General features: G+C 62.8%; 18 protein-coding genes and 2 pseudogenes. 6 read left to right on the top strand and 14 right to left on the bottom strand.

Features of this window, described 5'->3' with window-relative positions:
• Window positions 1-15 precede the first annotated feature (15 nt).
• From pheA to V5B59_RS02010, 3 genes are all read right to left on the bottom strand, one after another.
• The gene (gene pheA, locus V5B59_RS02020) at window positions 16-1095 is read right to left on the bottom strand and encodes a prephenate dehydratase (protein WP_034915479.1); all 1080 of its coding nucleotides are present in this window, start codon (window positions 1093-1095) and stop codon (window positions 16-18) included.
• Window positions 1096-1176: 81 nt separating this feature from the next.
• Window positions 1177-3816 (bottom strand): DNA gyrase subunit A, encoded by a 2640-nt coding sequence (gene gyrA / locus V5B59_RS02015; RefSeq protein ID WP_332351521.1) that lies wholly within the window; start codon window positions 3814-3816, stop codon window positions 1177-1179.
• 156 nt (window positions 3817-3972) lie between these two features.
• The gene (locus V5B59_RS02010) at window positions 3973-4794 is read right to left on the bottom strand and encodes a DUF3313 domain-containing protein (protein WP_169070565.1); all 822 of its coding nucleotides are present in this window, start codon (window positions 4792-4794) and stop codon (window positions 3973-3975) included.
• A gap of 266 nt (window positions 4795-5060) precedes the next feature.
• Between V5B59_RS02010 and V5B59_RS02005 the strand changes: the two genes are divergently transcribed.
• From V5B59_RS02005 to V5B59_RS01995, 3 genes are all read left to right on the top strand, one after another.
• Window positions 5061-6155 carry an FUSC family protein gene (locus V5B59_RS02005; RefSeq protein WP_169070564.1) on the top strand — a complete coding sequence of 365 codons (1095 nt, stop codon included), beginning with the start codon at window positions 5061-5063 and terminating at the stop codon, window positions 6153-6155.
• A gap of 64 nt (window positions 6156-6219) precedes the next feature.
• Window positions 6220-7164 carry a hypothetical protein gene (locus tag V5B59_RS02000; RefSeq protein ID WP_248594862.1) on the top strand — a complete coding sequence of 315 codons (945 nt, stop codon included), beginning with the start codon at window positions 6220-6222 and terminating at the stop codon, window positions 7162-7164.
• Window positions 7165-7173: 9 nt separating this feature from the next.
• Window positions 7174-8727, top strand: coding sequence for an acyl-CoA synthetase (locus V5B59_RS01995; protein ID WP_332351520.1), 1554 nt, complete (start codon window positions 7174-7176; stop codon window positions 8725-8727).
• Window positions 8728-8803: 76 nt separating this feature from the next.
• Here V5B59_RS01995 and V5B59_RS01990 read toward each other — a convergent pair whose 3' ends face one another.
• From V5B59_RS01990 to V5B59_RS01950, 9 genes are all read right to left on the bottom strand, one after another.
• Entirely contained in the window at window positions 8804-9616 is an 813-nt protein-coding gene (locus V5B59_RS01990) for a DUF1194 domain-containing protein (protein WP_169070563.1), read from the bottom strand.
• A 371-nt stretch (window positions 9617-9987) separates the two neighbouring features.
• A complete protein-coding gene (locus V5B59_RS01985; protein ID WP_034914042.1) occupies window positions 9988-10440 on the bottom strand; it encodes a TerB family tellurite resistance protein in 453 nt (150 codons plus the stop codon).
• A gap of 10 nt (window positions 10441-10450) precedes the next feature.
• Entirely contained in the window at window positions 10451-12331 is a 1881-nt protein-coding gene (locus V5B59_RS01980) for an ATP-binding protein (protein ID WP_169070562.1), read from the bottom strand.
• 61 nt (window positions 12332-12392) lie between these two features.
• Window positions 12393-13103 (bottom strand): PspA/IM30 family protein, encoded by a 711-nt coding sequence (locus tag V5B59_RS01975; protein ID WP_169070561.1) that lies wholly within the window; start codon window positions 13101-13103, stop codon window positions 12393-12395.
• A 63-nt stretch (window positions 13104-13166) separates the two neighbouring features.
• Window positions 13167-14048: a hypothetical protein gene (locus tag V5B59_RS01970; RefSeq protein WP_169070560.1), complete on the bottom strand. Its 882-nt coding sequence runs from the start codon at window positions 14046-14048 to the stop codon at window positions 13167-13169.
• A 2-nt stretch (window positions 14049-14050) separates the two neighbouring features.
• A complete protein-coding gene (locus V5B59_RS01965) occupies window positions 14051-14917 on the bottom strand; it encodes an ABC transporter ATP-binding protein (protein ID WP_308240124.1) in 867 nt (288 codons plus the stop codon).
• Complete coding sequence (locus tag V5B59_RS01960; protein ID WP_169070559.1) at window positions 14914-15711, bottom strand: ABC transporter permease; 798 nt, start codon at window positions 15709-15711, stop codon at window positions 14914-14916. Before V5B59_RS01960 ends, V5B59_RS01965 begins: the two co-directional genes overlap by 4 nt.
• Window positions 15712-15733: 22 nt before the next feature.
• Window positions 15734-17440, bottom strand: a complete 1707-nt coding sequence (locus tag V5B59_RS01955; RefSeq protein WP_169070558.1) for a phosphate ABC transporter substrate-binding/OmpA family protein — start codon at window positions 17438-17440, stop codon at window positions 15734-15736.
• Between the two features lie 24 nt (window positions 17441-17464).
• Window positions 17465-18217: a methyl-accepting chemotaxis protein gene (locus V5B59_RS01950; protein ID WP_169070557.1), complete on the bottom strand. Its 753-nt coding sequence runs from the start codon at window positions 18215-18217 to the stop codon at window positions 17465-17467.
• A gap of 338 nt (window positions 18218-18555) precedes the next feature.
• On the opposite strand from V5B59_RS01950, the pseudogene V5B59_RS01945 reads away from it, so the two are divergent.
• Both V5B59_RS01945 and V5B59_RS01940 read left to right on the top strand, forming a co-directional pair.
• Window positions 18556-18687 (top strand): annotated as a pseudogene (locus V5B59_RS01945) (glutathione S-transferase); the annotation flags it as partial.
• 11 nt (window positions 18688-18698) lie between these two features.
• Complete coding sequence (locus tag V5B59_RS01940) at window positions 18699-20150, top strand: pyridoxamine 5'-phosphate oxidase family protein (RefSeq protein WP_308240123.1); 1452 nt, start codon at window positions 18699-18701, stop codon at window positions 20148-20150.
• Here V5B59_RS01940 and V5B59_RS01935 read toward each other — a convergent pair.
• Complete coding sequence (locus tag V5B59_RS01935) at window positions 20077-21000, bottom strand: hypothetical protein (protein WP_332351391.1); 924 nt, start codon at window positions 20998-21000, stop codon at window positions 20077-20079. The genes V5B59_RS01940 and V5B59_RS01935 overlap by 74 nt on opposite strands.
• Window positions 20997-21419, bottom strand: coding sequence for a hypothetical protein (locus V5B59_RS01930; protein WP_034931510.1), 423 nt, complete (start codon window positions 21417-21419; stop codon window positions 20997-20999). The genes V5B59_RS01935 and V5B59_RS01930 overlap by 4 nt, the downstream gene beginning before the upstream one ends.
• A 95-nt stretch (window positions 21420-21514) precedes the next feature.
• Here V5B59_RS01930 and V5B59_RS01925 point away from each other — a divergent pair.
• A pseudogene (locus V5B59_RS01925) lies at window positions 21515-22276 on the top strand (2Fe-2S iron-sulfur cluster-binding protein); the annotation flags it as partial.
• Window positions 22277-22338: the final 62 nt, after the last annotated feature.

Here is a 22338-nt window from a genome sequence, read left to right as displayed (position 1 = left end):
CTCGCGTCGAAAAGCCTAGAAGACAGCGACCGGGTAGGAGCCCAGCAGCTTCAGATAAGGCGCACGCCGAGCCAGCTCGGCGAGTGCGCTGCGCACCGCTGTATCATCGCGATGGCCCTCGACATCGACGAAGAAGACATATGCCCACAGCGTGTGACGTGCCGGACGGGATTCCAGCCGGGTCAGCGAAACACCGGCATCGGAAAACGGCGCCAGCAGCTGGCTGAGTGCACCGGTCTGGTTTTGCGCCGACATGATCAGCGAAGTCTTGTCGCGCCCCGAAGGCCCGGCATCGTGGCGACCGAGGACGACGAAGCGGGTAGTGTTGTTTGGTTCGTCCTCGATGTTGCTCGCGAGTTCAGGCAGGTGATAACGCTCGGCAGCCGCCTGGCCGGCTATCGCGGCAGTCCCCGCTTCCGCGGCGGCGAGTTGCGCGGCCTGCGCGTTGCTGCCTACCGGAATACGCTGCACGTTCGGCAGCGCGCGATTCAGCCACTCGTGACATTGCGCCAGTGACTGGGCGTGCGAATAGACCTTGGCCACTTCGCCAAGTGAGCGCTCATTGGACAGCAGATGCTGGTGGATGCGCAGCACCACCTCGCCGCAGACCTTCAGCGGCGTCGTCAGCAGCAGGTCGAGGGTGCGTCCGATGGCGCCCTCGGTCGAGTTTTCGATCGGCACCACGGCGTAGTCGGCATGAAAGGCTTCGACTTCGCGAAAGACATCGTCGATCGAAATCTGCGGCATCAGGCGCGCGGCGTGGCCAAAATGCTTGGTCGCGGCGCTCTCCGAGAAGGTGCCGAGCGGTCCCAGAAAGGCAATGCCCAGCGGCTGTTCGAGCGACAGGCAGGCCGACATCACTTCCCGGAAAAACCAGGTCACGCTCTCGTTCGACAGCGGCCCCGAATTGATCTCCTGAATCCGCTGCAGCACCTGCGCCTCACGCTCCGGCCGGTAAATGAAGCCGGCCTCACCATGGCGCGCCTTGATCTCTCCCACCTGCTGCGCGTAGCGGGCACGCTGGTTCAACAAGCCCAGCAGTTGCCGGTCGAGGCCATCGATCTGCTGGCGGACGATGGCCAGTTCGCTCTGCAGGTCGTCGTTCACCAGGCGCACCCCAGGTGGCGTCGTGACCCGTCCATCCGGCAAGGTGCGCGTTCGAACATACCGAACATGCTATTCCTGATCCAGAGCAGTGCCGGGAGGCTCGACCGCTGCAGTGTCCTCACCCTCGGCCACCTGTTCCACGCCTTCAATCCCTTCGACCCCTTCAACGTACTCGTCGCTCTCGACGATTTTTTCCAGTCCGGCGAGCTTCTCCCCAGCGTCGAGCGCGATCAGCGTCACCCCCTGGGTGGCGCGACCGAGTTCGCGAATCTCGCGCACGCGCGTGCGGATCAACACGCCACCGGTGGTGATCAGCATGATTTCGTCTTCGTCACGCACCAGGCGGGCGGCAACGACCTTGCCGTTGCGTTCGCTGGCGGCAATCGCCTTGACCCCCTGCGTGCCGCGACCGGAATGGCGGAAATCGGCGAGCGCCGTGCGTTTGCCAAAACCATTCTCGGTGGCCACCAGCACCGTTTGCTGATCGTTGTCGGCAACCAGCAGCGACAGCACCTGTTGCTGGTCCGCGAGCCGCATTCCGCGCACGCCGCGCGCCGTACGCCCCATCGGGCGAACGTCTTCCTCGTCGAACCACACCGCTTTGCCAACGTCGGAAACCAGCACCACGTCCTGCAGACCATTGGTGATCTCGGCGCCGATCAGGACATCGTCCTCGTCGAGGGCGACGGCGATGATGCCGGCCTTGCGCGGGTTGGAGAAATCCGACAGCGGCGTCTTCTTGACCGTGCCGTTGGCGGTGCACATGAAGATGTAGCGATCGTCGGCGAACTCCTTGACCGGCAGGATGGCACTGATTTTCTCGCCATCCTCGAAGGGAAACAGGTTGACGATCGGTTTTCCGCGGCTGTTGCGCGTCCCCTGCGGCACCTCATAGACCTTCAGCCAGTAGACACGCCCGCGGTTGGTGAAGCAGAGGATGAAATCGTGCGTATTGGCCACGAACAGATGGTCGACGAAATCGTCCGCCTTCATCGCTGCTGCCTGCTTTCCCCGTCCACCTCGCCGCTGTGCTCGATAGTCGGCAAGCGGCTGCGCCTTGATGTAACCGGTATGCGAGAGCGTCACCACCATGTCGACCGGAGTGATGAAATCCTCGATCCCGAGATCCTGGGTGTGGGTGACGATCTGCGAGCGACGCTTGTCTGCGAACTGGGCGCGGATGCCGGTCAATTCGTCGACGATCATCTCGGTGATGCGCTCGGGACGCGCCAGGATGTCCATCAGGTCGGCAATGCGTTCGAGCAGTTCGCCGTAATCGGCAACGATCTTGTCGCGTTCGAGGCCGGTCAGGCGCTGCAGGCGCAGTTCGAGGATCGCCTGTGCCTGTGCTTCCGAGAGCAGGTAGCCGTTCTCCGCCAGGCCGAATTCGCGATCCAGCCCTTCCGGACGGGTCGCATCGATCGCCGCTCGCCGCAGCATCTCGGCGACCGTCGGCGAGGTCCAGTGCCTGGCCATCAGCCCGCGGCGTGCATCGGCCGGCGTCGGCGCAGCCTTGATCAGGGCGATGATCTCGTCGACATTGTCGAGCGCCACCGCCAGGCCTTCCTGGATGTGCGCCCGCTCGCGCGCCTTGCGCAATTCGAAAACGGTCCGCCGGGTCAGCACCTCGCGCCGGTGCCAGAGAAAACACTCGAGCATCTGTTTGAGGTTCAGCAGGCGCGGCTGCCCATCGACCAGGGCGACCATGTTCATGCCGAAGGTATCCTGCAGTTGCGTCTGCTTGTACAGGCAGTTGAGCACCACTTCAGCCACTTCGCCACGCTTCAGCTCGATCACCACACGCATGCCCGATTTGTCGGACTCGTCGCGCAGATCGGAAATGCCGTCGATCTTCTTCTCGTTGACCAGCTCGCCGAGCCGTTCGAGCAGCGTTCGCTTGTTCACCTGGTAAGGCAGTTCGTCGATGATGATCGCCTGACGATTGTTGCCCTTCTCCATCTCCTCGAAGTGCACCTTGCCACGCATGATGACGCGCCCGCGCCCGGTGCGATAGCCCTCGCGGACCCCGGCGAGGCCGTAGATGATGCCGGCGGTCGGAAAGTCGGGTGCCGGCAGCAGATCGATCAGCTCGTCGACGCCGATCCCGGCGTTGCCGAGCAGCGCGAGGCAGGCATCGATCACTTCACCGAGGTTGTGTGGCGGAATGTTGGTCGCCATGCCGACCGCGATCCCCGACGAGCCGTTGATCAGGAGGTTCGGAATGCGCGCCGGCATGACCAGCGGCTCTTCCTCCGAACCGTCGTAGTTGGGTCCGAAATCGACGGTTTCCTTGTCGATGTCGGCGAGCAATTCGTGCCCGATACGCGCCATGCGCACTTCGGTGTAACGCATCGCAGCCGCATTGTCGCCGTCGACCGAACCGAAGTTGCCCTGTCCATCAACCAGCATGTAGCGCAACGAGAAATCCTGCGCCATGCGCACGATGGTGTCGTAGACCGCCGTGTCGCCATGCGGATGGTACTTACCGATGACATCGCCGACGATCCGCGCCGATTTCTTGTACGGCTTGTTCCAGTCATTCGACAACTCGTGCATGGCGTACAGCACACGCCGATGCACCGGCTTGAGGCCATCGCGTGCATCCGGCAGCGCGCGTCCGACAATCACGCTCATCGCATAATCGAGATACGATCGACGCATCTCGTCTTCGAGGCTGATCGGGAGGGTTTCTTTGGCGAAAGCTTCCATCTTCTATCCGCTGGCGACGTGACTTCGGCAGGAATGTCGTCGTCTTGTTTAAGCCCGCTATTCTAGCATGCTCGCGATTCCCCCGGACCCGGCAAGGTGGGGATATCGGGAGTGAATGAAAGGGTCGGATGGATACTGATGTCCGCAGGCCACTGGCTACTGCGCCTTGCTCCCTCGCAAGACGGCGAAGCGGTTGGCAATCTGTAGTGACCACTTGTCGAATGCGTCGCGCGCGTATGCCCAGCTCTGGAAAGAACTCATGTAACCCTTGATCCAGGTGTCGGTGGCACCGGCAGCGCCGGCATCGATGTCGGCCGCATATTTGCGGCCGATCTGGGTATCGGCGCATTCGGCCAGCACGACGTTGCTGGCACCGTCGAGAAACTGCATTTCGATGCCGGTTTCGCCAAGGTACGGCGTCGAACCCGCCGGCCGGCCCGACGCCGGACCCGAAGCGGCCTCGGCGACGAAGCCGTAGGGAATCGCCGTGCCCACCACGCTGCGGCCGACCTGCGTCGGCACCAGGTTGGAGATCTCGATGCGCAGCACGATCACCCCCGGTCCTGGTTGATCCACGACCTGCATCTGCGGTTTCAGGGTCTTGACCAGTGAGGCGTGGAAGTAATCGACCAGCGCCTTGAGATCGGTCGGATCGACCGCCTGCTGCTGATCCGGCTTGAGGCTGACCAGGATGCGGGTGATCATCACCTTGTTGTAGCGCTTGAAGTCGAGATCCGGATTCCGCCAGCACAGCGCACCATCACCGCCGGGCGCTGTCGTCAAGCGGTTGTAGTCGGTGAGGAAACCGGTGCGCGTGATTCGCAGCGGATCGCTGACCGTCACGTCAGAGCTCGGCCCCATCAGGTCGGCACAGCCAGCGAGCAGCAGCACCCCGAGAAGGCCACCTGCTGTTTTGCGGGCCAGCCGGAGTGCGCCGGCCGCGTCGCTTGAAGCGGCAAATCTTTTGCCAACAGTCATCGTTACGTCTCCTTGATTGAGGCCACGATTCTACCCTGCGCAAGCTGCAACGAGTGCTTTTGCAGAGGTTCGCTCCTCACCGGGTTGAACTGCCAGAGAAAGTGAACAAAAGTGCCGATTGATTGCGAGACTGACAAACTCACCCCGATTCACCTATGCTCATGCTCATTTGTAGACCACATTTGCTCACAATATGTCACAGTACGCCCGCCCATCGCTACCTTGACACAGCGCCTGTAGATCAAACTCGTGGAAACTCTCGTCAAATGAGTGATACCCCCATTCCCGAATACATCACCTCTTTTACCGAAGTGAGCTGGGGGATCGCGCTGGTCGCAGCGACCATGGCCGTGCATGGATTTGGCATGATCCTGACGCTCGATATCAGCCGTACCCTGCAGCAGAGGGCGAATGGCACGCATTCCTTCCTTTGGGGGCTCGGCAACGTCATCCTTGCCAGCTGGCTGATCACTCTGGTGCATCTGCTCGAGGTCGCCGTCTGGGCATCTTTCTTCGTAGCCACAGAAGCAATTCCCAGATTTGACACGTCGTTCTATTTCGCGCTCCTGGAATATACCACCCTGGGCAGCAGTATCGATTTGTCTGACGACTGGAATTTGCTTGAAGGCATGATCGCCATTGCGGGCTTGATGACTTTTGCCTGGTCCACCGGCGTCCTGTTCACCGTCGTACAAAGTTTTCAGAATCGCCAACTCGAACTCATCGAGGAGCGGCGCAAAATGCGACAGGCGATCCAGGCGTTTTCTGCAGGGCAGCGATCGGGAGACAATGGCCAGCAGAGCGCGCCGGGCTTCGATCGACTGCGGAGCGCAGTGCAGCGTCTACGGCAAGCCGATCTGGTTGGCGTGCGTTTCGCCACGCATATCTTCATCGCGAGCGGCACACTTTGGCTGTTGCTGCGGCTGGGTGTCGGTACCAATCCGATCTGGGCGATCAGCGCGATGATCGCCGTGAGCGATCCGAACATGCACGAGGCAATGGCCACGTTCCGCGGCCGGATCTTCAATACCTTGCTTGGCTGTACCGTGGGCTTGCTGTTCCTGGTCGTCGGCAGCAGTTCGAGCCAGTGGAAACTGCCGCTGGCCATGGCGGCGACAGTCCTGCTTTCGACCTACGTCGTTCGCGTACCGGCGATGTGGCGTCAGGCACCGATCACTGCTGCGCTGGTGATCGCTTCGGGATTGATTCATCATTCCAAGGAGAGCGGCGTCGAAGACGGCGTGATGCGCGTGATCGAGGTCCTCCTCGGTTGCATTGTCGGCCTGTTTTTCACTTGGCTGATGTCGAGAATCTGGCCGGTGCGCGTTGCCGGCAAAGAAAGCGGTGCGGCAGTACCATAAAGCTTCACCGAGTTACCCTCGAGCGAAGGGTGAGCAGCATTTTCACAATAAGGGACTACGCAATATGGCGAACGAGGAAAACGGCACGCTGCCGAAAACTGACGATGGTATGGGTCACCAGCGGTTTCTCCAGATCAAACAGGGCAAGTACTCGGACGGTCATCCGCTCGATGAGGTGCAATATCTCGAGTGTAAGCTGATCCTGAAACCCGATCGTTTCATCGCAGCAAAAGTATTCTTCGAGTACGGCGAACTCGCCCGTCGGACGGCGAAAGAATTCGGGATTGATTTCTTTAGCAAAGGAGTGGCCCTGAAGCCACAGGTGCGAGAGGTGGAGTTTTTTGACACCGCCGACTTCCGTCTTTACAACAATGCATTCATCCTGCGGCAGCGCGTCACCTATGAAGATGGTTTTCCTGCCGGGGAACCGGAGATCGTCTTCAAATTCCGCCATCCCGAAATGCAGACGGCGGCTGACCTGGACGTGCGGCCGCAGATTGCCGGCCACTATCGGATCAAGTTCAAGGCGGAAACACTGCCGTTGAAAGATCAGGTCGGGTCGTATCGCTTGCTGTTCTCACACAATGCGCAATTTCCCTTGAGCCAGGAACCCGAAGGTGCGCACACTTTCTTGAGCGGCCTGGCGCGGATGTTCCCGGCTTTGGACTCCCTGAAGCTGGCAGGCGCCGACCAGTTGGCGCTGGTCAACGGCGCAATCGTCGAAGAGATCCTGCAGGACCTCGGGACCTTCGATTTTGGCCACGGGGTTACCGCCGACGCCAATATTGCGATCTGGCGCGAGCGCGGCACGCACAAGCCACTCTGCGGTGAGTTCGCATTCCAGGCCCAGTTCAGGCGCCGGGACGAACTGCACGAGAAGGCCATGCAACGCTGCCGTCAGTTTTTCATCGCACTGCAAACGACCGGTCGCGACTGGCTGTCTCTGGGAACGACCAAGACCGGGCTGGTGTACCGGATGAAAGGCAATCCACCGCAGGCTCACGAGTAAAGACGAAAGATGAGAGATCGCTGGCATTACACTGGCCAGTTGCCGCCGGCACGGTTCAACATGGCGCGCTACTGTCTGTCGGCAGCGGCCCGGGCCACCCCGGACAAGGTGGCACTGGTCGTGGTGTCCGACGCCAAGGCACTGGCCGAACGAGCGGAACACTGGACTTACGCGCAACTGGACAAAGCCGTCCGACAAATGGCGGCGGGGCTGCGTGCTCTGGGTCTGGAACCAGGGGCACGGCTGATGATCCGCATGGGCAATACCAGCGATTACGCACTGCTGTTCTTCGGCGCCATCGCCGCCGGTTGTGTACCGCTGCCGTCCTCGGCGCAACTGACCGAGGAGGAAGCTGATTTTCTGCTGGCCGATTCCGGCGCCCGGATTGTCGCCATGTCGGAGGAGTTGACAATCCAGGCTCCGCCGGGCGTGCAAGTGTTGGGTTCCAGCGACATCGCGTTGTTGCGAAACCGGCACGAGGGACTCGATTACGCCGATACCGCTGCCGACGATCCCGCCTTTCTGATTTACACCTCCGGCACCACCGGCCAGCCCAAAGGAGTGTTGCACGCCCAGCGCTCGGCCTGGGGACGGCGACCGATGTATCAGGGCTGGTATGACATCCGCCAAGATGATGTGATCCTGCACGCCGGTGCGTTCAACTGGACCTATACGCTGGGGGTCGGTCTGACCGACCCCTGGGCCAACGGCGCGACCGCGGTGCTCTACAACGGGCCTCGCGATGTCACGGTCTGGCCGATGCTCATGGAGAAATTCCGGGCAACCCTGTTCGCCGCGGTGCCAGGGCTGTATCGGCAGATACTGAAGTACAACGACCTGCGCGCGTTCGATCTTTCCCGCTTGCGCCACGGCCTGACCGCCGGCGAGGCGCTGGGCACCGCTTTGCTGGAACAGTGGCGGACGACGACCGGCAAGGAACTGTACGAAGCTTTGGGGATGAGCGAATGCTCGACCTACATCTCTTCGTCGCCCAGCGTAGCGGTACGGCCGGGCAGTTCAGGCAAACCACAGCAGGGCCGCTGCGTGGTGGCACTGCCGGTCGAGGGTGGGGAGGAGCCATTGCCGCCGGGAGAGACCGGGCTGCTGGCGGTACATCGCAGCGATCCAGGCCTGATGCTGGGCTACTGGAACCGAGCGGACGAAGAGGAACTGGTGTACCGGGGCGAGTGGTTCATCGGTGGCGATCTGGCACATTTCGACGCGGACGGTTACCTGATCTATCATGGCCGCAACGACGACATGATGAATGCCATGGGCTACCGAGTGTCGCCATTGGAGGTGGAGCATTGCCTGAGCAAACATCCGGCGGTGGCGGAAGTGGCAGTGACCGAAATGGCGGTGCGCGAGGGGATCCGCGTGATCGCGGCCTTCGTGGTGCCGCGCGACCCCGACGAGCCCGATGGACTGGACGCCGCGCCGCTGCTGGCCTACGCCCATGAACATCTGGCGGCCTACAAATGTCCCCGCGAGATCCTCTTCACCGACAGCTTGCCGCGCACTGCCAACGGCAAGATCCGGCGCCGCGATCTGGCATGGAAGTGAGTCGCAAAGACAAAGTGGGACATCTGTCCCACTTTGTCAAAGTGATGGTTCCCGAGGTCAGGCAGTATCAGTTGCCTTACGCGCGCCGACGCGCGAATCCGAATGCACCGAGACTGAGGCCGAGCAGAGCCAGAATGCCAGGCTCGGGCAAACCCCTGATCTCGCGCTCAATCTTTTTCTCGATCGCCGGAGCAAAAGCGGTGAAGTCCTGAGCGAAGGCCTGGAAGGAGCCGGGACCACCAATGACGTTCGTGCTGCCATACTGGAAGGCGTTGATGAGGTCGGTCGCGTCGAGACCGAAGAAATCGCGGTCGTTCAACCAGATCGCGTTAATCGTGGTCCCGCCGTTCGTCAGGAAATTGTCCCGCGCCGCCTGAACTGTCGGGCAGACCACATTGTTGAAAGCGCAGCCGTCGATGTCCTGCGCACCCTCGGATGCGATGTCGAGGGTACGCCGCGTTCCCTCGAAATTGTTGCCGTTGATGTCGGCTAGCGCAGTATTGATCAGGTTGCTCTGCCCGTCGTTGCCGCCTCCCGCGCCGCGTGGGGCAAGCGAAACCGCGTTGGCAAAAGCAGTCGCACTGGCCAGATCGCTAATGACCGTCCAGTCGACCGCCAAGTGCACGGCATTCGAGAAGTCCACCAGTTTCACGGCGATTTTGCCGATTGCCCCGCTCTGGATGGCGCTGATCACCGCCGCACTCTGGAAGGCGCTGGCGATACCGCTGCGCGACAGCGTAAAATCCGTGCCATCCACGCTGCCCGACACGTCCTGCGCCAGGTAAAGCTCAAGATCGACGGGAACCGCTTGCGCGGTCTGCGCGCCAAAAGCAAACATGGCTACAGCACAGGAGGCTGCCATCTTTTTCATGGTCTGTTTGATTTTCACTTGATTTCTCCTTGGGGTCTCAATGTAAAAACTCGTTCTTTACGGCACTCAAAGTGACATCGAGTACCGCCTGGGTCATGTCCCGAAACAAGCGCCGGACATCGATACCTTAAGCAAAATTCGTGCCCGTGTATTATATACCTTATATATCAATCGCTTGGCTAATGAATCGGGTTTCTTGACCACAATGGCGCGAACCAGATGTAAAAAAAACCGACACACGTCGGCCCGGGAACCTCTCGGCGTATCATTTCGGACGCGTCTGCGCCCGCCACCTGCAAGGTCCTGAGGTCGCATGCATGCCGGCCCTGCGCCTCACGCAAGGATGCAGCCGTGAGTCGGCCGAGCCTTCCTTTGAACCCCGCAGAACTTCAGCCGAGTTCGCGCGCCACGACCGCCACCGAGCCGGCGTCGGGCAGATTGGCCAGTTGCGACAGGATGTAGTCCTTGACCAATGCCAGCAGTTCATCGACGCGCGTTGACGGCATACCGATTTCTTCGGCCACATCGCGTACTGCCGCCAGTTCCTCGGGGGTCAGCACGCCGTCGGCATAGGCGACCATCAGACAGGTAGCGACTACCAGGTCGCGCTCTGCCGCTGCACCGAAGGTGCAGGAGAATTCACCACCCGGCCCGGCCTCTTGCAGGCTATCGAAAGCCGGCCAGTCGACGCTGGCGTCGCAGCCGCTATCGTGGAACCAGCGAATCAGTGCCACCTCTTCGGTGGTCCTGGCGCCATCGACATGCGCGATGCGCAACAGCAGGCGGGTCGCGGCAATGCTCTGGTCGGCATCGAGGGAGACATTTTCAAGCAGGGGGAACATAGGAACTCCTTCAAGAGAGGATCTCACGCCGCAACTCGGCGAGCCGTTCCTGCACCTCGCGCGCGGACAAGGACCGGAAGCGTTGCGGCAGCAGCGAGCGCCGTGAGGTTTCGGCGACCGCGAGCATTTCCATGTAGCGCACCATGGTCGTTTCCTGCGGTGGCATGAAGTCATCGATGGCAAGCGCGAAAACTTCCCGGCTGACGGCCGGGGTAGCCGCGGCGCCTGCTCGCGCGGGCAAAGGAAGGGGCGAATCGGCACGCTTCGCCCGCTCGGCAAACTCGGCAGCGAGCAGAGCAAGGGCTTCCAGGTCGGCATTGGAATAGCCATCGAGTCCCTCGCAGGCGGCCAGCAGGTGCTCTTCCGGGAAATCGACGGACACCCGGTAGCGCTCGAAAACGGCGCGGACGACGGCGGCACGTTCGGCCGCGGTCTCGGCGTAGAAGAAGGGGATCTTGCGGTCGAGGCGGCCGGGGCGCTTGATGTCGGTATCGAGCTTGTCGGGGCGGTTGGTCAGCAGGATGAACAGCACCTGGCCGCGATTCTCGGGATCGGACATGAATTCCTTGAGACGGGCAATGACCCGCGAACTGGTGCCGCCGTCGGTGTCGTCACCCTGCCGGCCGAAACTGCGGTCGCCTTCGTCGATGAGCAGTGCGATCGGTCCCATCGCCTTGACGGTTGCCAGGACGCGGTCGAGATTGGCCTCGGTCGATCCGACCCATTTCGAGCGGAAGTTTTTCAGGGCGATCCCGGATAGCCCCGCTTCCTTGAGAAAGGCCTTGATCACGAAGGTCTTGCCGGCACCCATCGGCCCCACTGCAAGCAGTCCCATCGGCGCGCGCGCGCGCTCGCCGCCCTGGATCAGGCGCGCGATGTCGAGCAATTCGCCCTTGATCTGCGCGTTGCCGCCGACGCTCTCCAGGCCATGCCGCGGTTCGATGAATTCGATCAGTCCGGCGCATTCTTTTTCGATCAACTCGCGCTTGCGCTGGCGCACCACGGCCATCATCTCGCCTGCCGGATCGCCGTTCCCGGGCAGCACGCGTGTCGGATCGACGAGCTGGCCGATTTCGGCGGGCGTCATGCCGGCAGTGATCGCAGCCAGTTTCTCGGCGCGCTCGGCAGCCTGTGGGCTACCCTGCAGCAGGCTGGCAATCAGCGTCCGCCGCTGCGCCTGGCTCAATCCCAGCGGCGCTTCGCTGGCGACGATGCTGGCCAGTTGAATCAGGCGCAGGCCGGCGGTGTGCTCGGCGAGCGGCTCGGCCTCGGCTACCGGCATGCCGGGCGCGTAATGCCGGATCGCCGCGTGCCGGTCGGCACGATCGGGCATCGGCAGCTCGATCGCCAGCACACGCGGATGCGTCAGCAGCGCCGGGCTCAAGTCGGCCAGGGATTCGCTGACCAGGAGGACGACGTTGTCGCGATTGGCAAATTGTTCGTCAAGCGACCAGCGATGCAGGGCGGTGAAGGCACCACGCTCCTCGAGCGAGAGCAGATGCAGTTCGGCGGCCGGGAAAAGGGTTCCAGCATAGGGAATCAGGAGCGCGCTGGAGCCTTGCTCGCGCATCTGCCGTTCAAGCGACTCGAAGATGCCGTTGAGTCCCTTGCCTTCAAGATGGCGGTAGAGTTCGGCCTTCTCTTCGGCGCTGCCGCCCTGAATGACGCGTACGCCGCGATCGATGCTGAGTTCGTAGATGTGCTGCTTGTTGTCCTTGAGCAGCACTTCGCTGAGGAAGGGCAACAGCGTGTAATAGCGTTCGCCGACCCGATAACGGTCGAAAACATTGCGGTAGAGAACGAAGACCGAGGCCTCGCCGGCCAGGTATTTCTGGCGCAGCGTCTCGGCCCATGCCGGCAGGGCTGGCCGGCCGTCGCTGCCGGGGCTCATGCCGGGAAGCGGGCGGGGCGGCGCCTGCTGTCGCGCATGGCAGTGGGCATCACATCGCGCATCACATCGACTTGCCGGTGGTATCGGTCTGGACGCTGCGCGCGCGCTTCATTTCCTCGAGCTGCTGGCGGGCGGTGATCGCGCCGCTGCTCTGCCGCAGCCGCGCGAGCTTGATGTCGAGATCGGAATCGCGCAGTTCGCTGCCCATCTTGGCCTCGGCAACGGTGTTCCTGATGTGTTCGCGGACGTTGTCGAGCGCCCGCACTTCGGCATCGACCGACAGGCCGTCGAGCTGGTTCTGAATTTTCAGCCGCGCCTGTGCGCTGTGCATCTGCGCCAGCATGCGATCCTTCTCATCCTTGAGCTTCTGAATCTCGGCCTTGATCTGAATCAGCGAATCCTTCGCCTCCTGTGCGTCGGTGCGGGCCTGTTCCATTTCCTGCTCCAGCACCTTGATGCTGGCTTCGAGGGCGTTCTTTTTCTGGATCAGGACGATGCCGAGTTCGTCCTGACTGGTGGCGAGCGCGGCGTTGAGGTCGGCCGAGATCGCCGCGAGTTCGTTGCGCTCGTTCTCCAGCCGCGCCGAGATCTCCTCACGCCGGCGCATGATCGCTGCGGTGGCGCTCTTCAGCTGGCCGTATTTCCCGATCATCGAGTCGATGGCATTCTGGTAAGCGATTTCGGGATGCCGCTTTTCGACATCGGTGATCCACAGCGAGACAAAGCCCGACCAGAGGTTGGACAGGCGTCCGACAAAATTGATGTCAGCCATCGCTTTCTTCCTTTCGTGAGCCGGTTATCCGGCCATTCGTGAGTCGCATACGCGACTTTCACATTAACCGACGCGGCCGCGGCCGCCCACCGCGACCAGTCGCCGCTGCCGTGCCGCCGTCGTGGTCGGCATCGCCATGCCCGGCAAGTTTTCGGCGAGATCGCTCGCGAGGTCGGCCTCGATGTCTTCCTGTAGACGCAGCTTGCCGATCGCCTCTTCGAGCCGCGTGCCGACGTCTTCGCTCACCGGCAGCGTCATGATCGTCTGATAAATCTCGTCGAGCTGGTCAGGCATCGACAGCATCGCCGCCTCGAGCGCCCGCCGGCGACTGAGCATGCGGTGGTGCCGCTCGATGATCGCCAGATAATCGGTACGCGCCTTCTGCAACTGCCGCAGGTCGGTGCCGGGACGGGGTGCAGCGAGTTCTCTGTCGAGCGCCGCCACCTGCTGTTCGACCTCGCGCAGATTGACCGATTCGGCGCGGTCATCCATGACCAGGAGCGCCAGCCACAGTGCCAGGTATTCGAGCGTCACCTCGTCGAGTTGCTCGACATCACGCCAGGCGAGACGGCCATGGCCGCTGTCGGCACGCTGATAGAGCGACTGCACGCGTTCGTACATGCGTTGATAGATGCGCAAGGTCGGCGCAGAAAGCGCACGCTTGCCCGAGCGCTTCTGAATCTCGGTCATCAACTGCTCGCGCGAGGCCTGCCGGACGTTCGCCCGCCAGCGCCGATCGACCTTTTCGCGAAAGGTCGGCAACGACGGGATGTGCAGCGCGGCAAGGATGTCGCCGGCGGCAAAAGCGATCAGCGGCACCGCACCGACCGCGAAACCGAAGGGGATCGAGAGCAATGCTCCGACCGCCAGCGAACCAAGGAAGGCGTAGAGATTGGTCTGACTGGTCAGAACCTCCCGGACGTAGGAGGGTTTCGCCTCGGCCATGGTTACACCGTCACCCGCACCTGTCCCCTGCCGGGACTGGCCTGGTGCAGTTGCGTGAGAATGCGCTCCTCGAGCGCCTGCGCCTCGCGCGAGCGCTGCCAGGTGGCCGAGCGCGGTCGAGCCTCGCTGATCACGAAATCATCGGCAACGCGCGCCGGTTGTGCGGACAGGACGATGACGCGGTCGCCGAGCACCAGAGCCTCGGTAACATCGTGCGTCACGAAGACCACCAGGCACGGCCAGGACTGATACAACTCGATCAACAATTGCTGCATTTCCTCGCGCGTCTGCGCGTCGAGCGCCCCGAAGGGCTCGTCCATCAGCAGGATGCGTGGCCGCAGGACGAGTGCGCGCGCCAGCGCAACGCGCTGGTTCTGGCCGCCGGAGAGCTGCGCCGGCCGCAGCTTGAGCTTGTCCGCGAGTCCGACCGCCTTGAGGATGTCGGCCACGCGCTGCCGCCACTCGGCTTCCGGTACCCGTGCTTTCCAGAGATTGAGCCGGAACGGGAAAGCGACGTTGTCGAACACCGTCAGATCCGGCCGATTGGCGTAGCGCTGAAAGACCATCACCGCATCGTCGTGCGGGCCGATGCACTCGACCCCGTCGATCAGAACCTTGCCCGCCGTCGGCGTATCGATGCCCATCGGCCGCACCCCGCCGAGCATGTGCAGCAGGGTGCTCTTGCCGCAGCCCGAGGGTCCGAGCAGCATACTGATGCCTGGTTGATCGAAGCTCAGCGAGACCTGGTCAATGACTCGCGTCACGCTACCGCCGGGCGCCGGATATTCCTGGACGATGTCCTTGACGACCACCGACAGCGGTCTGGCTGCCGCTGCGGAGATCCCTGCCGGCTTGGCCGCCACGTTCACTGCTGCGTCTCCCAGGGATACAGGCGGCGCTTCAGCCAGACCATGAATTGATAGGTTGCCAGCGCCAGCGCAATGATCACGATGATGCCGGCAAAGACCTGATCCCAGGCGCTGAAGCGCCGGGCATTCTGGATCAACTGCCCGAGGCCCTGGCGTGCATTGACGTATTCGGCGACGGTGATGTAGGTCCACATCACCGAAAAGGCGACGATCACGGCATCGGCGATGCGCGGCATGGCCATCGGAATCACCGCCCGGTGGATGCATTCCCAGGGCGTCGCGCCGAGGTCGCGGGCGCCGATCCAGTAGCTCTGCGGCACCGCCTGGATCGCGTCACGGACCATCGGAATCAGATAGACCACGGCGCCGATGAACAGGAAGGCGATCTTCATCGTCTCGCCGATGCCCAGCCACATCACCAGGATCGGCAGCAGCGCGACCACCGGCGCCGAACGGAAGGGATCGACCAAGGGCGACAGGGCAGCGTTCACGCGCGGTGCGGCGCCCATGCAGATGCCGATCGGAATGCCGATGGCGATCACCAGCACACCCGCGACGAGCAAGCGGCCGACCGACCACAGCGTCGCGGTGAACAACATGCTGTCGCCGTCGTGCCAGCTCAGATACGACAGCGCCGTGACCACATCCCAGGGTGCCGGCAGTTTGGTCGAGCTGACCAGTCCAGTTACCGTCAGCAGGCTCCACACCAGCAACAGCGCCAGCACCGAGCCGACGCCGAGCCATTGCCGCTGTCGGCCATCGAGTGGCGCGTAGGGGTTCCAGAATTCGCTCATGCACTCAGCCAGGGCATGCGGGTCAGCGGCCGCCGAAAACGGCGACCCGCGTCGTCCGGTTCAGCGCCCGGCATTCCTCGATCGAGAGCCCTTCATTGGCGGCGTTGGCTTCGACGCACAGCGGCCGGTCTGGGCCGTTGCCGACGATCTTGAAACGCTCGCGCGGGAACTCCCATTGCGTCGCCAGATAGTCCACCACCGCGCGTGCGCGCGCTGCCGACAGACGAAGATTGACCTCGCGGGCACCGGTAGCATCCGAATTGCCGCTGACCTCGAAGTAGGCCTTGCCGTTGTTCTCGATGAACGGCACTATCTCGGTATCGACCGTCTTTTGCGCGCGCTTGGTCAACTCGGCGCTCCCCGAGGCGAAACCAACGGTCACCGGCTTGGTCACCATCGCCTCCTGCTGCGTCGCCTCCTTCTGCGCCGCCTGGGTGAATGTCGTTTGCGGCCTGGCGGCGGCTTCTGCCGCAGCCTGGTTCTGCCCGAGCAGGGCCTTGATATAACGATAGTCGAAGCTGTCCTGCGGCGCGATCACCGGTGATTTGGGATTGGCCAGCGCACCGGCCTTGCGATAGATCTCGTCGAAGCGCTTGTAGACCCGTTCGTAATGATTGGTGCCGCCGACCAGCCCGAGAATGCGCGCGTTATCCTCGACGCCGGTCCACACCAGATTGGAAAACAGGCTCTTGACGAACGGTCTACCTTCCTTGTCGGCCAGCAACTTGAAGAACTCCTGCGTCCTGACCAGCGCTTCCACGGCGTTGTCGGGGTTGGCACGCGCCGCCTGCACGCCTGCCATCCAGCCGGCAACGAACTTCTGTACCACCGCCTGCCCTTCCGGCCTAGCCAGCAGACGAGCGTCGCAGACCATCACGTCAAAGATCAGGTTGGTCGCCGTCCGGGTCGAATAGACGACATGCGCTCCCTTGACATTGCGCAGAGCGAGTGCCAGATCCGGATCCCACAGCACGGCCGCGTCGACAGCGCCGGATTCGAGCGCCGCGCGCACGCCGGCGGTTCCTTCCTCGGCGTTGATGAATACCATCTTGATGCTTTCCTTCTTGCGTGCGGTCAGTGAAGAATTGTCGATGGCGTCGATCAGCATGCCGTGTGAGGGCGTGAACTGCAGCAGCGCGACCGAGCGACCGGCCAGTTCCTCGACCGCTTTCACTGCCGCATCGCGGGCGATCACCGCATCGCCGCCCTGGGTGTTGTCAACGATCATCACCGCCTTGCCATCGAGGCCGGCGTTGCGCAGGTTCGGCTGTTCCTGCGCCCAGAAATCCGAGGTCCGCCAGGCGCACTGTGCGGCGCCGGATTCGAAGATGGTGGCCAGCGTCGGAATGTCGTCCTGAATCACGAAACGTACATTGACCCCCTCCTTGGCATAAATCGAACCCGGCTGGGTGTTCAGGTCGTTGCCGTTGGCCACCAGTGCCGGGGCATAGCCGTGAAAACTGACCAGGCTGACCTTCAGCGGGTTGGCAGCGCTGCCGAGCGGCGCATTCCGGTCTTCGGCCGTCACTGCCCTGGCTGGCGGCGTCGACTTGGGGGTGGTTGCTCCGGGCGTTGGCGCGGGCGCGGGCGCGGCCGCCGTCGGCTTCGCAGGCGCCGCCTCGCCACCGGCAAAACGCTCCTTGAGCCCGAAGTTCCAGGCCAGCGAACCGGCAACGCCAAGAACGACGACGGTGATCAGTCCCTTGGCCAGTGGCGTCAGTTGAGCCATGTGTTGTTCTCCTTGCTGGGAAGTTCAGTGAGCGGCGCCGGGCGCCTTGAAAGTGATCGGTATTTCACGCAGGCGATCGATCTCGGCGTCCACACGGCGCGTCTCGCGCGCGGCAGACTCCCGCGCCGCGCGCAGGCCGGCTTCGACGCTGGTCGTTTCCTGCGCCGCGCGGGTCACTTCACGTTCCAGCAACTGTTCGAGTTCGGCGATCTGTTTGCGAATCGCAGCCGTCCCCTCATCGAGCACCTGCCTGATCTGATCGACGAGTTCGGTGGACTGCCGCTCGCGGTCCTGCAGCTGTGCAGACAACTGCCGTTTGTGGTCTTCCAGCGCGGTGATCTTGAGATCGGCGTCGCTCAGGCAATCACTGATCTGCCAGTTGTCGTCGGCCGCATCCATCGCCAGCACCGCCATCTTGCGGGTCCCGGCATCCATGGCGCGCAGGCCGTCGAGAAGACGCAGCAGCTTTTCGGCCGGATACGGCGAGGCAGGAACCCCTGCCGCCGCGAAAATGTCTTCGAAGGCATGCCCTTCCAGGGCATCGCCATCCAGGTCCGGGCAGGCCTCCGCAAGCGAAGGCAGCGCACTCGCGGCTGGCGCTGCTGCCGGCTCTCCGGAAGCTTGCGCGTGCAGCGGCGGCTCCGGCGCCTCGGCAAGCGCCTCGGTCCCGGCCATTGGAATTCCTTGCAGCGGCTCCTCTGCCGAGGCCGCCTGGCGCTCGTCTTCCGACAGTTCGATCAGCTTTGCCTTCGCCAGCAGGTTCAAGAAACCCTTCATGCCAACTCCCGGAATGCTTGCCACGTCGTATGACCCGGCAGAGTCAGGGATTATACGAACGAAAGCCGGCAATGCAAGCAACAACCCGGCAAGATCATGCACCAACTGGCGAAAGGCTATAGCGACGAAGATACCGCCATATCGTCCGGTCGCGGTCAGGCCACGGCGAACGTGGCCTGCCGGATTATTGCAGGAACTGGAATGGTGATTTGCGCCGCACGACGATTCCGCTCGGAGGATTTTGCGCCGACGATGTCTACCCGTGACTGGCGCTCGTATTGGCCTCCCGGCAACTGCCCCGCGTCGTCGCCTCGTCCCTCACTCTCTGGAGAATCATCATGTCGGCTACACCCGCTACCCCCATCAAACTCTATCGTCACCCCTTGTCCGGTCATGCTCATCGCGCGCAACTGATGCTGTCACTGCTCGATTTGCCGACGCAACTCGTCGACGTGATCACCGGAAACGGGACTTGGCAAGCATGAGCGCGGCAACAGCGTCCCCCTGGCACCGCGGCGAACGTGAGCTGCAACAGAGCGTCGGCGTCGCCGAGCACATGGAGGTCTTTGGTCGCCAGGTCATCCGCGACTTCATGCCGGAGCAGCATCGCACGTTCTACCGGCAGCTACCGTTCCTGGTGATCGCCGCTGTCGACACGGCCGGCGATCCCTGGGCGACGCTCGTCGAGGCGCGCGCCGGCCTGGCCGAGTCACCCGATGCGCGGCACCTGCAGATCAACGCCCTGCCCGGCCAGGGGGATCCCGCTGGCGACGCGTTGCGGCCGGGCGACGGCATCGGCGTGCTCGGCATCGAGCTGCAGACGCGCCGCCGCAATCGCGTCAATGGCAGGGTAGTCGCACGCGACGACCGCCAGCTGACGCTGCAGGTCGAGCATGCCTTCGGCAACTGCCCGCAATACATCCAGGCAAGAAACCTCACGTTTTCCGATGATCCCGCCGAGCCTTTCAGCGCTCGCACCGAAGTCCTGTCGACACTCGACGCAGAGGCCAATGCCCTGATCCGGGCCGCCGATACTTTCTTCGTCGCCAGCTATGTGGATCCGGAAGGGAATGCAGGCAGACGCCAGGTCGACGCCTCGCATCGCGGTGGCAAGCCCGGCTTCGTCCGTATCGATGGCGACGTCCTGACCATCCCCGATTTTGCCGGCAACCTGCATTTCAACACCCTGGGCAATCTGCAGGTCAATCCGCGGGCGGGCCTGCTGTTCATCGACTTCGCCAGTGGCGATCTGTTGCAGCTTAGCGGTCGCACCGAACTGCTCCTGGCGGGTGACGAAGTCAGCAGTTTTCAGGGGGCTGAGCGGCTCTGGCGTCTGCAGGTCGACAGGGTGGTGCGCCGCCACCGCGTGCTGAAGCTGCGCTGGCGTCTCGAGGAAATCTCGCCCAATTCCTTGATGACCGGATCGTGGGAAGAGGCCCTGGCTCGCCAGCAGGCACAAACGCTGCGTAACCAGTGGCGGCGTTTTCGCATCGCACGCATCACCAAGGAAAGCTCGACCATCAAGTCCTTCCATCTCGAAGCCGCCGACGGCGCCGGCTTGCCGCTCTACAAGGCCGGGCAACACCTGCCCATCCGGCTGGCCGTCGCCGCGGGCGGCGCGCCGCTCATTCGCACCTACACCCTGTCGGCGGCGCCGTCGGATGGCTACTACCGCATCAGCGTCAAACGCGAAGGACGGGTTTCGCAGTTCCTGCATGAGCACACCGCCGTCGGGGATGAAATCGAGGCGCGTGCGCCGCTGGGCGATTTCGTCGTGAACCCGCACGAACGCCGCCCGCTCGTCCTCCTGTCGGCCGGGGTGGGGTGCGAACGAAAGTGTTGGACGGGGAGTCTCGGTTTTAAGCCGCTCTGCGTAGAGGCTCCGCCCAGCGCTTTTCCCAATAGGTTTCCCACAGCTGGTTATGTCGCATGACACGCAGGTTGATCATGGCTTGAGCCATGTCCGCACGCCACCAAGCCCCTGGGCGCTTGAGGCGGGCCTGCACGAGGTAGCGATGAGAACTCTCGACCTCGCCAGAGCCGACGGGCAGATTCAGCGCAAGTGCGCGGGGGTAGTCCAACTGGTCGAGTCGGTTGGAGAAATAGCGCCAGGCGACGCGCACCGGAGCCTGCGGGTCATCGACCGATGCAGGTTCGAGGTGCAGTTTCATCTCTGCAACCACCTCGCGGGCCTGTCCCAGCAGGAATCGCGCCTTCTGGGAGGCCACCCAATCCTGGGCAGAATCCGGCGCGCAGACCTTGCTGGCTGGGGTCAGATATTCGCAGACGTGGAACAAGTCGACCAGGAAGGTCCCCTGAGTACCGAACAGTTCCTCGATTTGGCTGCTTATCCAAGCCGCCCCGTCGCCAACACAGTGAACCTGGGTCTTGGGGCCAAATCCCAGCGCATCGACCAGCCGCTTCAGGATGGCCCCCGCTTCCCGGGGACCCTCCATCGTCACGCCGGCCTTGGGAACGGCCTCGCCCTGCCGCTGTGCGATACAGACCTTCGCTTCTCGCCAGTGCGTGCGCTTCCCCTTGCGGGCGTCCGCAGCGCCCTCCACGGTCTCGACAAGGGGCACCATTCCGCCGTCCGTCTCCACAATCAGCCTCTTCGCGGTGTTCGATGGGCCCGCCACCGGCAGGCAATCTGCCTCCGTTAATTCACAGGCCACCCGTTCGGTGAGCGTCCGGGGCGCACTGACCGCCAAGTCAACACCGTAGTGCTCCTTGATTTTTGCCGCAACCTGTCCAAAGGGAAGGTCGGCGCCCAAGTCCGTCACGGCGCGCTCCAGTGGCAGAGAATGGCTCCGGCAACGGACACCGGCAGCTTCTGAAAAAGGACGAAGCAGCCGGTTTGTTTCTTTGTGGAGAAAGCATTCCTCCTCCACCATGACCGAGCCGTATGTCGTATACCAGAGAACTTTTTTTTCGCGTGTACCACGACCGGCTCAGCGGCCCGCACCTCGGCTGTCACCGCCTCAGCAACCTGCTCGGCCCATCCCGTCAGAATCTCCTGGCCCGTCCCGCGGAGAATTTCTATCACGCGGCGCTCGGCTTCATCGGCCCGACGCAGATCCCCTTCGGCGTTCTCCACCAACTCCAGCATCTCTAGCACTTTCGCCAGTATCTTTGGATTAGCCTCCAAACGGGCCACCAAGTCTCTGGAATCGCAAGGTTCGATGTGGGAAATCTTAGGCATGGCTTCTCTCCGTGGATGGGTTCCCTACTCTATCGCAACTCTCCGCTAATTTCCTTACGTTTGCTCACGTCGCTGACAATTATCAGAGCGGGACTCGCCCAACACTTTCGTTCGCACCCGCCGGGGTGGGAATCACCCCCATGCTCGCCATGCTCCGCGAGGTGGTGTACGAAGGCGTGCGTACCCGCCGTGTACGCCGGACATTCTTCGTGCATGCGTCGCGCACCCTGGCCGAGCGCGCCTTCGACAGCGAACTGCAGGATCTGGTCGAGCGTGCCGATGGTGCGGTCGAGGCGGTGCGCATTCTCAGTCAGCCCGAACCCACGGCCGTTCTCGGCAGCGACTATGATGTTCAGGGCCGCATCGACCTGCCCTTGCTGAAAGCCATCCTGCCCTTCGACGATTTCGATTTCTACCTGTGCGGCCCGGCGGCGTTTGCTCAGGACCTGTACGACGGCCTGCGGGCAATGCAGATTGCCGACGAGCGAATTCACGTCGAGCAGTTTGGCCCTTCATCGCTGCGCCGACGGGTGACGGAAGCGGTCATGGAAAACCACCAGCCCGCCCTGCCGGTAGCCGAAACGTCCGTCGCAGTCGTGTTTGCGCGGTCAGCCAAGGAGGCACGCTGGCAACCGGGTGGCGGCAGCCTGCTCGAGCTGGCGGAGGCGCGCGGGCTGACGCCGGAATTCAGTTGCCGGGGCGGTTCGTGCGGCACCTGCAAGACCCGGATACTGGCAGGCCAGGTCAGCTATGTGTCGCCGCCGGCCGTCGCATTGGCAACGGACGAGATTCTGATTTGCTGCTCGGTGCCGGCGGCAGGTGCCGGCAACGCGGCGGGTCTGGTGCTCGACTTGTAACGCGTGGATGATACCGATTCCCGGCAGCAGCGGGCATCGGCAACGACGGACTCGAGAAAGGG

The sequence above is a fragment of the Candidatus Accumulibacter contiguus genome (genome assembly GCF_036625285.1).
Taxonomy (GTDB): domain Bacteria; phylum Pseudomonadota; class Gammaproteobacteria; order Burkholderiales; family Rhodocyclaceae; genus Accumulibacter; species Accumulibacter contiguus.
Note: the sequence above shows the minus strand (reverse complement) of the source record. Positions and strands in the feature narration are given on the sequence as shown.